Origin of the sequence: Undibacterium sp. GrIS 1.2 (assembly GCF_040544435.1) — a bacterium.
In the GTDB taxonomy this organism is placed as follows: domain Bacteria; phylum Pseudomonadota; class Gammaproteobacteria; order Burkholderiales; family Burkholderiaceae_D; genus Undibacterium.
The window spans coordinates 31,390-44,661 of record NZ_JBEONP010000020.1 but is presented as its reverse complement, the minus strand read 5'-3'; the positions used below and the strand labels follow the sequence as shown (position 1 = coordinate 44,661).

Sequence of the window (13,272 nt, the reverse complement as noted above, 5' to 3'; positions counted from 1 at the left end):
CTAAGATAGATTCTCTGTTCTGTTCGTTAACGTACATACGGTATCAGATGGCTTATGTATTCTACAAAACATACTCCGACCGTCAATTGTCGAACACTACTGAGGACTAATAGATGAAGTTTTACACTCCTCTGGCCAATCGTTTGCTCGCTGGTTTATCCAGCGACGAACAAGAGCACTTGGGTAAGCATTGCGATGTCGTTCATCTGGAATATGGACAGGTATTATTTGAACCTGGGCAGCAGATTGAGGACGTTTATTTTCCAGAGGATTGTCTGATTTCTCTTCTTGGCATATTAAATATGCGAACCAGCCTTGAGGTAGGATTGGTCGGTAATGAGGGTGTCGTTGGGATGTCACCGAATTTGATTACGCCAGCTCCTCAAGACAGCACAGAAAATGCTGAAAATAGGGTGGTGACTTTCAAAGTGCAAACCAGGGCCGTTGTCCAAAAAGCGGGCAGAGCGATTAAAATTTCTTCGGAAAATCTGATCGTTGAATGTAAAAAAAATCCTCAATTGCAATTGATTTTATTTAACTACGTTAACCGGTTTTTAGCGCAGACAACTCAAATTGCTGTCTGTAGTACATTCCATATGCTAGAAGCTCGTCTGGCGCGATCGCTGTTGACGACCAAGGACCATTTACAATCGTCAGAATTTCATTTAACCCATGAATTTATCGCTCATTCACTCGGTGTAAGAAGAGTCGGCGTCACCAAAGCAGCAAGTGCGCTGCAAAGACGCAATCTAATTGGTTATAGCAGAGGACAAATAAAAATTCTTGATGAAGCAGGCTTAGCCTCGGTATCTTGTGAGTGCTATCAGATCATCAAGGATATTAATGACATACATTGAGATCAGTTCAGATTAGTTCAGATCAATTAAGGTTGATTGAAATGGAAGTTTAAATATTTTTAAGGTGTTTGAGCCACCTTATTTTTGCAATTTAATTTCGCGTCTTGGACGGTCTTGCAGTATCTGATGGCGTCGATTATCTTTCATTTTTTTCCAATCTTTACATTCGTCTCGTGTCCTCAGACACGCGACGCAATATCCGGTCTTACCATCAAACTTACAGACCTCAATACAAGGTGATTTGGCACTCATCGGCTATATTTTTATCTGCTGGGATTTTAAATTGCCGTTGGTCCAACAAGCGCTTCGGAATGGACTTCAACCGTAATGTGTGACAGTCCTTTTACTTGCTTTAATTCGGTATGATAAAAAGCTGGGTTGCGCTCTGCGACTTTAGTGACGACTGATACTACTGCACCAAAGTGCCCGGGGCCAAGACGCCATACATGTAGATCGACTAATTTATCACCAGCAGTTTCTACCGCGATGCGCACTTTATTTGCAAGCGCATCACTTGGGCTAACATCCATCAAAATTGCGCCAGTGTCACGGATCAGGCCATAAGACCAGTTGGCGATGACGAGAGCGCCGATAATACCTGCCAATGGGTCCATCCATAACCAGCCATATATTTTCGCTAAAACTAAGCCGATGATAGCTAGCACGGATACGGCAGCGTCCGCGATGACGTGTACGTAAGCTGCTCGCATATTATGGTCGCGCGTATCGACACCATGATCGTCGTGTTCTGCATGTCCGTGGTTATCTTCGTCACCATGCGCATGTTCTTCAAACGTAGCGCTATATTCGTCATTAGGTAGCGCAAGAAGTACTTTAAATTCGTGCGGCTCAGGAATTGCTACCGTTGATTCAAGATAATCAGATTTTTGAGTAAACCCAAAAACTTGGCGTGTGCCATCAGGACGGATCGTCGTTACCGTTACATCCTGCGGTAATAATGCGACTTTTAAATTGTGTAAGGCGATACGAAATACCGGTGGGATACCATCTTCAAAAATCGAGAGTGCAATAACACCAGCGGAGGTCTTAATCTGCTGGACTTCTTCGGCATGATCGTGATTGTCTTCGTGTTTTTCATGCTGCGCATGAGTATGGCCATGAGAGTGCCCATGGCTATGTCCGTGGTGATCGCCACTTAATAACCAGGCACTGACAATATTGACCAATAAGCCCACGACAGCGATGGGAATTGCCTCATCAAAATGAATTGGCACCGGCGACAGCAGGCGAGAAATCGCCTCATATCCAATCAATAGTGCAATCATCGCTAAGATAATCGCACTGGTAAAACCTGCCAGATCACCTAACTTGCCTGTACCAAAGACAAAGCGTGGATTGTTCGCGTGTTTGCGGGCATAGGTATAAGCAAGCGCCGCAATTAACATCGCACCTGCATGGGTTGACATGTGCATGCCATCTGCTACCAGCGCCAAAGAGCCAAATAAGCTACCACCGATGATCTCTGCAATCATCATGGCGCTGCACAGCACAATTACAGCCCAGGTTTTACGGCCATTTTTGTCGTGACTTTCACCCAGAAAAACATGGTCATGACCAAGCGAGAAGGGTGTTTCGTACAAACTGCTCATAGCGTTACCTTTAATAATTATTTCTACTAATTTTTAATAATCTCTAAGCTTCAGCCTACTTAAAATAGCTGTGAATGATTTCTACCAATTGTTCTTTGCCGTCACTCTCTTCGCCATCATGCGGCTCAGCATCGACCAGATGAGTGCGGATGTGATCTTCCAATACAACAGCAAGCAAGCCGTTCATCGCGCCTCTGCAACTCGTGAGCTGCTGCAGTACGGTGATACAGCTACTTTCTTCAAGCAAAGTACGCTCAATCGCATCGATTTGTCCACGGATACGGCGTACACGGTTAAGAAGCTTCTGTTTATTGCGGACAGTATGACCCATGTTTGATCTCTAAATATAGGGTAGGGGACTATATTATAGTTTGAATAAAGCCTTAAGTCAGCAGAATTTATTTGGAGTAAAAAATGAAGAGGAACTGAGTGAAGATGCCTCGCGTTGAAGATAAAAAAACACAGAAATAGTTTGAGGTTCTTATATTTTTACACTGGGTTTTACTTGGCCTCAGCGTTATTCTCTATGTTACTAATGTATATACTGGTGGTGTGTATATTTATATTGTCCATATATTTTATGGTCTATCGTTGATATTTATTATAAATAGAGGGGAGTATATGTATCTGATCAATATTAAGTAGATGTCGACTTCATCTTTAAGATCTAATTACTTATATTTTTTTGCAGCGAGTTGTATACGTGGATTTATATGTAGTTTCTCGATAAAACCAGACGAAAAAAATTAAGGGGCATCGATCATTCAATCAATGCCCCCTTCAACGTAACTTGGCTTCTTAGCTTATTACGTCACTCGTTTTATCCAAATTACTTTTTGAGTGAATCTTTAATTGCTTCTTTGGCGTTGCCAATATTTTTCTCAGCTTTGCCTTCAGCCTGCTTCAACAAACCTTTAGCTTGTTGTTCTTTACTACCAACTAATTTGCCGGCACCTTCTTGTGCTTTGCCAGAAATTTCTTTTGCTACGCCTTTGACTTGGTCTTTATTCATGATTGTTTCTCCTTTAAATAATGGACAATTCCATCAACTTACTTCGCAATGAATTAAACAACTGATGGGGGGAGCTCGTGTGCGAAACGTTAAAAGTGTTTGCACAGACTATTTTTAAAGCTCTCTCAAATTCAGTAATTACAGATTAAAGAATGTTGATTAAATGATCTGTACGATAACGCACAGTTGCTTTAAAAATCTCCTCAAACTTTGCTCTTACTTGAGCGCGACGCTGACATATTTAAGGATATTTCTGCAAATCAACGTAGTAGCTCGTTTTGATCAAGATTGTCGCTATGTACGTTGGCGTACCGAGTTTTTAAAAGTTAAAGCCTATAAGAAAGCACTATCTATTTGTAATTTATTTACTTATGCGTTGCATTCACTCATGGTCAATTCTGCATAACTTGTATGTCTTGTTTTAATAATCTAGACACCTCGAGTGCAGGAACCATCATCGTAAAGTCCGACTCCCATGTTAAAAGAAATTACTGTTTTAAGCCTTGACTCAGACGAAGAAAACTCATTGCCGCCACTAAAGTCAGAGTTGTTTAGTGCCGCTCAGATGGAACATCATGGTGGCGTCCTGGCAAAATCCCATAAAGTACATCATGACAAAAAGCCAGATCAGCTTTTATCTCGCCTGGCTGATAATGAAGAAGCATTGATCAATGCCTGTGCCGCACTGACTTCCGCATTAAAAGATAATCGTCAAATTACGCCTGCAGCTGAATGGTTATTGGATAATTTTTATTTGATTGAAGAGCAGATTCGCACGGCAAAGCAGCATCTTCCAAAAGGGTACAGCAAAGAGTTACCTCGCTTGATTAAAGGCACATATAGCAATCGCCCAAGGGTATACGACATTGCGCTAGAGACTATTTCACATGGTGACGGCAGGATAGATCCTGAAGGCTTAAGTCGATTTGTCGCCGCATATCAACAAGTGACTGTGCTCAAATTAGGTGAGCTATGGGCTATTCCCATCATGCTGCGCTTAGCGTTGATTGAAAATTTACGTCGTGTAGCGACCCGTATTGCATCTAGTCGGGTCGATAGAAATTTGGCTGGTAGTTGGGCCGATCAGATGATCGAGGCTGCAGAAAAAGATCCGAGTAAATTAATTTTATTAGTCGCCGATATGGCGCGCTCAGAACCGACTTTGAACAGTGCATTTGTCGCCGAGGTGGCGCGTCGTCTGCAAGGACAAAGTCCTGCGTTGACGCTGCCCTTGACCTGGATATCGCAGCGCTTAGCGGAATCCGGTACCACGATAGAGCATTTGGTTCAATTAGAGAGCCAGCGGCAGGCGGCGGACCAAGTATCCATCAGTAATAGCATTTGCAGTTTGCGCTTTTTGGGAATGATGGACTGGCGTGAGTTTGTAGAAACCATGAGCCATGTTGAGTATGTGCTTAGCCTTGATCATGCAGACATCTATAACAAGATGGATTTTTCTACCCGCGATTCTTATCGACATGTGATAGAAAATCTTGCGAAACGTTCATCATTGACGGAAGTCGAAGTCGCACAGCAAGCCCTGTTATTGTCTGAGCTGGCCGCTAAACTTAATGGTGATGAGGAAAGTGTTGATATTCGTACTGCACACATCGGTTATTACCTGATTGGAAATGGCCTATCGGCGTTAGAAAAACGCATTAATGTCCGGTATGGTTTATTCCAGAACGTGGCACAAAAGTGTAAAAAAATTCCTTTACACCTTTATCTCGGTTCCATCGCTTTACTGACAATCATTTTCACATCTATTCTGCTGAATCATTCTTACGACGATGGTGTACGTGACGGCATGCTCGTATTGCTGGGCGTGATTGTCGTTATCGCCAGCAGTCAGTTAGCGATCGCTTTAATCAATTGGCTGGTCACTGTATTGGCAACTCCGCAGGCTTTGCCGCGGATGGATTTTTCTAAAAGTATTCCGCCTTCGGCACGTACTTTAGTAGTGGTGCCGACGATGTTGTTTCATGTACAGAATATTGAGTTTTTATGCGAAGCCTTAGAGGTGCGTTATCTCGCTAATCGGGACGACAATCTACGATTTTGCTTATTGACAGATTTGCCGGATGCCAAGACTGAAACGACGCCAGCCGATGAGGCTTTGGTAGAGCAAGCAGTGGCATTAATTACCGCATTAAATGAACGCTACACTACAATCACCGCCTCAAACAAGAGTAGTCCATTTCTATTGTTACACAGGGCTCGTCGCTGGAATCCTCAAGAAAAAATGTGGATGGGATATGAGCGCAAACGCGGCAAATTATCTAACTTAAATGCGTTTTTACGCAATGGCTCTTGCGATATATTAACTGGCGAAGGATGTGAGCAACGGGATGCTTTGTTTGAGCGTATTGTCGGCGATGTACTCGCTTTGACCAGCGTTAAGTATGTCATTACCTTAGATTCCGATACACAATTACCACGCGATTCAGCACGCCAGTTTATTGCAACGATGGCGCATCCACTAAACCAGGCACGTTATGACGAAGTTAAGCAACGTGTGGTGGAAGGCTACGGCATATTACAACCGCGCGTGGTGGCTAGTCTGCCTAGTGCCAACGCCTCAATATATGAAAAATTATGTGGTGGGGAGGCCGGGATTGATCCCTACACGCGCTCGGTGTCTGATGTGTATCAGGATTTATTCCAAGAGGGATCATTCATTGGTAAAGGTATTTATGATGTGGATGCGTTCGAGCAGGCATTGCATCAGCAATTGCCAGAAAATCGTATTCTCAGTCATGATCTGCTAGAAGGTTGCTATGCCCGCGCCGGGTTAATCAGTGATCTGCAATTACATGAAGAATATCCGTCACGCTATAGCGCAGATGTCAGTCGCCGCCATCGGTGGATTCGTGGTGACTGGCAACTAATATCTTGGCTCATGCCAAAAGTCCCTGTAGTATTAAGTAGTCCTGATGGCTTGGGTGCTGCATCAACTTCTAAGAAATCGTCCGCTGCTCAAAGTGGATCTATCGTTGATCAAAATGCGAAGTTTGAAGCTAGCTCCTCAATTGCGCCAGTTAAAATAAGTAACATCATCCGCAAACCAAATCCGCTATCTACCTTGTCACGCTGGAAAATTTTAGATAATTTACGACGTAGTTTGACGTCGCCGGTCTTGCTAACACTATTGGTACTGGGCTGGATAAAATTACCATCGTCGTGGTTGTGGAGTGTTTCTGTTCTTGCCGTTTTATTTTTACCTTCGTTGGCAGCATCTGTATTGGAGTTACTCAGAAAACCGCGTGAAGTATTAGTCCGTCAGCATCTGGTCGCCAGCTTCCGGTCTATGGAGCAACACACGACGAATGCACTATTAAACCTCGCCTTCCTTCCTTATGAAGCTTTTTATAGTTTGGATGCGATATTCAGAACGGTATGGCGAAAATGGATTTCACATCGCCGCTTGCTGGAGTGGAATCCCTCTAGCGAATCAAATCAAAAAGCCGGTACAACGCTGTTTGCATCAATCCGCACTATGTGGAGCGCACCCGTATTTGCCATTCTGGTTTTAGTGGCAATTATTAGCTTACGTCCAGGCGCCTTATCCCTTGCATTGCCATTCTTGTTGTTGTGGATGATTTCGCCTGTGATTGCTTGGCGCATTAGTTTGCCTATTCCTGAACGGCACTCTGCTTTAGAGGCGAATCAGCTAGTGTTTTTGCATCGTCTGTCACGTAAAACCTGGGCATTTTTTGAAACCTATGTCGGGCCTGAGGACAACTGGCTTCCGCCTGATAATATGCAAGAACACCCAGTTGCCGTCGTCGCTCACCGGACCTCGCCCACGAATATTGGATTGGCGCTGCTGGCGAATTTTTCTGCCTACGACTTTGCCTATATCGACATGGGGCAACTGCTGATACGTACTGAGAATACGATGCGCAGCATGGGGCAGTTAGAACGTTATCAAGGTCATTTCTATAATTGGTATGACACACTAAGTCTAAAGCCTTTAAATCCTGTCTACGTATCGACCGTTGATAGTGGCAACCTGGCGGGACACTTGTTAACAATGCGTGCCGGATTATTATTGCTGCCGGACCAAAGTATTTTGTCACCAAGCATATTCACTGGCTTGGGCCACACATTTAGCGTGTTACTCGACTTGGCAAAGCAAAATAAAACAGACGCTTCTGCGACTAATATTAATTATATTGCCGCTGCTGTTAGCGATAGCATGCTTGAGTTCAAGAAGCAATTAGCCACGACATCAGCGACGCCACCAGCGACCTTATCTGAAGCATATGAATTGCTAGCAATATTCCTGAGTAAGGCCAGTGATTTAACTGCTGCGATCGCGTCTGACCCCGGTCTCAGTAATGATAAAAAAGCCGAGATGCTCTGGTGGGCAAATGCTTTGATAAAGCAATCCCATGAGGCGCAGCAGGATTTATTATTGTTAGCACCTTGGCTCGCGATGCCGAATGTAGGAAATTTAATTCAGTATTTGCCCGAATTAAATAGTCTTTTAAATCTGAGTGATCTGGCAAGACTAGACGCAAAAATGCGGGCACAAATACAGACATTGGTCTCTAGCATAGAAGAGTCATCATCAGCGTTAGCTTTGGATCAGCAAACGCATTGGAATAATGTGATGGATTTCGTAGCAGAAGGCAGTCGGCGCGCAACTGAGCGTATGGGCACAATTACACGCTTAGCTTTACAGGCCACAGAGTTTGCGCGTATGGAGTACGGCTTTTTATATGACGCAGCGACCCATCTGTTAGCGATTGGTTATAACGTGACAGAACGTAGGCGTGATACCGGGTCTTATGATTTATTGGCATCAGAAGCAAGGCTATGTAGTTTTGTCGCTGTGGCGCAAGGCCAGTTGCCGCAAGAAACCTGGTTTGCGCTAGGGCGACAGTTAACGATTGCCGGTGGCGAACCGATTCTCTTGTCGTGGAGCGGATCGATGTTTGAGTATTTGATGCCATTATTGGTGATGCCAAATTATCAGAATACTTTACTCGATCAAACTTATAAATCTGTTGTAGAGCGACAAATTGAATACGGTGCGCAGCGCGCCGTGCCTTGGGGTATTTCTGAATCGGGTTATCACGCTTTTGATGCCAGTCTTAATTATCAATATCGCGCGTTTGGCGTACCTGGCCTGGGATTGAAGCGGGGCTTGGGTGATGACCTTGTGGTTGCACCTTATGCCTCTGCAATGGCACTTATGGTGGCGCCAGATCAGGCCTGCACCAACCTCCAGCGATTAGTGGAGGAGGGTGCCGAAGGACGTTTGGGTATGTTTGAGGCGATCGATTACACACCATCCCGTCTGCCGCGCGGACAAACGCAAGCATTGATCCGGTCATATATGGCACATCACCAAGGCATGAGTTTGTTATCGCTTGCGTATGTGCTGCTGGATCGGCCTATGCAAAAACGTTTTGAATCTGATCCTCTGTTCCAGGCAACGCTGTTATTGCTGAAAGAGCGGATTCCAAAACCAAGTAGTCACTATTCAAACACCACAGAACTGGCGGATATCCGCTCTACTGCCAGCGAGCAGCAAATGCCTATGCGCATTATCAATAGAGTCGATACGCGTTTGCCTGAAATTCAATTATTGTCCAACGGCAGATATAACGTCATGGTCACCAATACCGGCGGCAGCTACAGTCGCTGGCGTGATTTGGCGATTACACGCTGGCGTGAAGATAGTACTTGCGATAATTGGGGCACGTTCTGCTATGTGCGCGATCAGTCCGACTCTAGTTATTGGTCCACCTCATATCACCCGACTTTAAAATTACCTAAAACGTATGAAGTGATTTTTTCAGAAGGTCGGGCAGAAATTCGACGTCACGATAATGGCTTTGACATGCATACCGAAATCGTCGTGTCGCCGGAGGACGATATCGAATTGCGCCGCACCCGTATCACCAACCGGACCCGGTTCACAAAAACAATTGACCTGACCAGTTATGCAGAAGTGGTGTTGGCACCTGCTGCCGCAGATACGATGCATCCTGCTTTTAGTAATCTGTTTGTACAAACAGAAATCCTGTCTCAGCAGCAGGCGATTTTGTGTGTACGTCGTCCGCGTTCTGAGAATGACTTTACGCCTACCATGTTCCATCAGATGGTGGTGCATGGCGCGACCAGTGATGCGGTCTCTTACGAGACAGATCGCATGGCATTTATCGGACGCGGCAATACCGTCGCAGCGCCTGTTGCAATGACGACAAAGACATTATCTGGCAGCCAGGGATCAGTGCTTGATCCGATTGTGGCGATTCGTCATCAGATCACCTTAGCGCCAGAACAAACTGCGATTATTGATATTGTGACCGGCGTTGCAGAGACACGTGACGTAGTCCTCAGCATGATTGAAAAATATCAAGATATGCATTTGGCTGACCGTGTATTTGAATTGGCCTGGACGCATAGTCAGGTGGTATTGCGCCAGCTTAATGCTAGCGAAGCTGATGCTCAATTATATGAGCGGCTAGCCAGTTCGATCATTTATCCTAATGCTTTGTTACGTGCCGATGCCAGTATTTTAGTAAAAAACCGTCGTGGTCAATCTGGTCTGTGGAGTTATGCAATCTCCGGTGATTTACCTATTGTTTTAGTACATATCGGTGATGCAGAAAATATTGAATTAGTACGCCAGATGGTGCAGGCACATGCCTATTGGCGTATGAAAGGTTTAGCCGTCGATTTAGTGATCTGGAATGAAGATCGTGCTGGTTATCGCCAGATATTACAAGAGCAAATCATGGGTTTAGTTGCCTCAGGTATTGAGGCGCATGCGATGGAGCGTCCGGGCGGTATTTTTGTACGTCTTGCTGATCAGATACCAAATGATGACAGGATCTTATTGCAATCTGTTGCACGCGCTATTTTGTCTGATAGTCGCGGTACTCTGGCAGAGCAAATCAACCGACGTGGACAAGTGGAAGTACGTCCGCCACAACTGACAGTGACCCGACAGTTACCTGCAGCTTGGCAAGCAACTTCAGTATCGTCAAACACTATTCATTCACCGGTTTCTAGCAGACTGACTGATCTGGCAGACTTGATTTTGCCGAACGGCTTAGGTGGTTTTAGTAAAGATGGTCGTGAGTATATTATCCGTACCAATGAGTCCAATCTGACTCCCGCACCGTGGGTCAATGTATTAGCCAATCCACATTTTGGAACCGTCATTTCAGAGAGTGGCCAGTCTTATACCTGGGGTGAGAACGCGCATGAATTCCGACTGACACCTTGGTCTAATGATCCAGTTTCTGACAATGGAGGCGAGGCATTTTATTTGCGTGATGAAGATACCGGACACTTCTGGTCGCCAAGCCCCTTACCACGCCGTGGTCAAGGCGACTATGTAACGCGCCACGGTTTTGGCTATAGCGTGTTTGAACATACTGAGGCAGGTATTACATCCGAATTGTCGGTCTTTGTTGCGCCGGATGATGCGGTTAAATTTTCGGTACTTAAAATACGCAATGATACTGGTGAGACAAGACGCTTATCCGCAACCGGTTATGTAGAATGGGTCTTGGGTGATGTTCGCCAAAAATCCGTCATGCATATCGTGACTGAAGCCGATCCTGCCACAGGCGCCATATTTGCCCGAAACTTCTATAACTCAGAATTTTGTGATCGCACCAGTTTCTTCTATGTCGATGCGATGAAATTGACGATGAGTGGCGACCGGACAGAATTTATTGGACGCAACGGTAGTCTACAAAATCCTGCCGCAATGAGCCGATCTCGGTTATCAGGAAAATTAGGTGCCGGTCTTGACCCTTGTGCCGCGATACAAGTGCCATTTGAGTTAGGTGACGGTGAACAGCATGAGATTATTTTTATGCTCGGTGTTGCGGGACAACGTAGTGCGGACGTCAGCAATTTAATACAACGCTTCCGCAGTAAATTAGCGACCCAGGAGACACTCACTAAAGTCAAAAATTATTGGCAACATACTTTGGGCGCAGTGCAAGTAGAGACGCCAGACATTGCCCTCAATATGTTGACCAACGGATGGTTGATGTACCAGACCATCGCTTGTCGCTTATGGGCACGGAGTGGCTTCTATCAGTCCGGTGGCGCATTCGGTTACCGCGATCAGTTGCAAGATGTGATGGCGATCATGCATACCCGTCCGGAAATGGCTCGCGAACATATTTTGGTCTGCGCCGCGCATCAATTTATTGAGGGTGACGTACAGCATTGGTGGCATCCGCCTATGAATCGCGGGGTACGCACCCATTGCTCTGATGATTATTTGTGGCTGCCGCTAGCGACTTGCCGTTACCTGACAAGTACCCATGATCATCGGATACTAGATGAGTCGGTTATTTTTATTGAGGGTCGTCAGTTGAATGCAGATGAAGATTCTTATTACGACTTACCTGGACAATCTAATCAATCCGCCTCGCTGTACGACCATTGTGTTCGCTCGATCTTACATGGCTTACGATTTGGCGCACATGGATTACCGTTGATAGGTTCATGCGATTGGAATGATGGCATGGATAAAGTCGGCGCCGCAGGCAAGGGCGAAAGTGTCTGGCTAGGATTTTTCTTGTACGAAGTCTTGATGCAATTTTCTGCTATCGCACAGCAACGAGGTGATCAAAGTTTCTCTTACCGATGCCAGCTAGAGGCTCAAAAATTACAAACTAATATCGAGCAGCACGCTTGGGATGGAGGTTGGTATCGTCGTGCTTATTTTGATGACGGCACACCTTTAGGTTCTGCCAGCAACGCTGAGTGCCAGATTGATTCAATCTCACAAAGCTGGTCTATTTTGTCGGAGGCTGGCGATCCTGTCCGTGCCCATACTGCTATGCAAGCAGTCAATCAACATCTGGTTCGTCGTGACCACGATTTAGTCCAATTACTCGATCCGCCATTTGATAAATCTGATCAAAATCCTGGCTATATCAGAGGATATCTACCTGGTGTACGTGAAAACGGAGGGCAATATACTCATGCTGCAATCTGGACTGCGATGGCATTTGCCAAACTAGGTGATAGCGAAAAAGCCTGGGAATTAATGACTATGATTAATCCAATTAATCATGCACTCACTCCCGCAGCAGTTACCACTTACAAAGTAGAACCGTATGTGATCGCAGCCGATGTCTACGCAGTATCACCACATATCGGACGCGGTGGCTGGACCTGGTATACAGGATCATCTGGATGGATGTACCGCTTTATCACGGAGTCATTATTAGGTTTGACACTCGATGGAGAAAAACTATATTGCACACCTTGTATGCCTGTCGATTGGACAGAATTTAAATTACGCTATCGATACAAAGAAACCAGCTACAAGATCAACGTGACACAACAACTCGGTAGCGAAGTCAGTAAAGGAATTTCAGTGGATGGCGTCATGCAAGACTCCGCATTTATACCGCTGATCAATGATCAGCAAGAGCATATTGTCGAGATTATGTTAGTCAACCTGAAACCGCTTGCGTTGGCTGATGGTGGTGTTGAAACTTAAGTGGATGACTCAGGTAAAGCAACACGCAACGTAATATAGTAAGCAGAGAAAATATCCGATACTTAATGCGTAGAAGATGCATAAAATACCGCATTTTTTACGCCATTGTGTACAACGTCGTTAGGATTTTTACTCTGGCTTTTTTATATACTGATAACGAGTATTTATTAGTCGTCCATGAATTATCTGGCCAGTATGGTATTTTTAATAAAATAGATGGGGAGTATAGGTAAAACGACTAACAGTTAGAAATCATTTTAATTTATTCTATAAAAACATAATTCCCTATTGGTCTGATTG

General features: G+C 44.9%; 6 protein-coding genes. 2 read left to right on the top strand and 4 right to left on the bottom strand.

Going from position 1 to position 13,272, the window contains the following annotated elements:
• Positions 1–113: 113 nt before the first annotated feature.
• Positions 114–857, top strand: coding sequence for a Crp/Fnr family transcriptional regulator (locus AAKU61_RS10705; RefSeq protein ID WP_354332064.1), 744 nt, complete (start codon positions 114–116; stop codon positions 855–857).
• Between the two features lie 78 nt (positions 858–935).
• Here the strand turns inward: AAKU61_RS10705 and AAKU61_RS10700 are convergent, their stop codons facing one another.
• From AAKU61_RS10700 to AAKU61_RS10685, 4 genes are all read right to left on the bottom strand, one after another.
• Positions 936–1,109, bottom strand: a complete 174-nt coding sequence (locus tag AAKU61_RS10700) for a DUF1289 domain-containing protein (protein WP_354332063.1) — start codon at positions 1,107–1,109, stop codon at positions 936–938.
• 26 nt (positions 1,110–1,135) lie between these two features.
• Positions 1,136–2,467 (bottom strand): CDF family Co(II)/Ni(II) efflux transporter DmeF, encoded by a 1,332-nt coding sequence (gene dmeF / locus AAKU61_RS10695; RefSeq protein WP_354332061.1) that lies wholly within the window; start codon positions 2,465–2,467, stop codon positions 1,136–1,138.
• Positions 2,468–2,522: 55 nt separating this feature from the next.
• The gene (locus tag AAKU61_RS10690; RefSeq protein ID WP_322118451.1) at positions 2,523–2,798 is read right to left on the bottom strand and encodes a metal/formaldehyde-sensitive transcriptional repressor; all 276 of its coding nucleotides are present in this window, start codon (positions 2,796–2,798) and stop codon (positions 2,523–2,525) included.
• A gap of 498 nt (positions 2,799–3,296) precedes the next feature.
• Positions 3,297–3,479: a CsbD family protein gene (locus tag AAKU61_RS10685; protein ID WP_354332058.1), complete on the bottom strand. Its 183-nt coding sequence runs from the start codon at positions 3,477–3,479 to the stop codon at positions 3,297–3,299.
• Between the two features lie 475 nt (positions 3,480–3,954).
• On the opposite strand from AAKU61_RS10685, the gene AAKU61_RS10680 reads away from it, so the two are divergent.
• Entirely contained in the window at positions 3,955–12,972 is a 9,018-nt protein-coding gene (locus AAKU61_RS10680) for a glycoside hydrolase family 94 protein (protein ID WP_354332056.1), read from the top strand.
• Positions 12,973–13,272: the final 300 nt, after the last annotated feature.

Bases quoted from the DNA above. Each gene is read 5' to 3' on its own strand.
- AAKU61_RS10705 (WP_354332064.1), top strand. From the start codon at position 114: ATGAAGTTTTACACTCCTCTGGCCAATCGTTTGCTCGCTGGTTTATCC.
- AAKU61_RS10700 (WP_354332063.1), bottom strand. From the start codon at position 1,109: ATGAGTGCCAAATCACCTTGTATTGAGGTCTGTAAGTTTGATGGTAAG.
- dmeF (WP_354332061.1), bottom strand. From the start codon at position 2,467: ATGAGCAGTTTGTACGAAACACCCTTCTCGCTTGGTCATGACCATGTT.
- AAKU61_RS10690 (WP_322118451.1), bottom strand. From the start codon at position 2,798: ATGGGTCATACTGTCCGCAATAAACAGAAGCTTCTTAACCGTGTACGC.
- AAKU61_RS10685 (WP_354332058.1), bottom strand. From the start codon at position 3,479: ATGAATAAAGACCAAGTCAAAGGCGTAGCAAAAGAAATTTCTGGCAAA.
- AAKU61_RS10680 (WP_354332056.1), top strand. From the start codon at position 3,955: ATGTTAAAAGAAATTACTGTTTTAAGCCTTGACTCAGACGAAGAAAAC.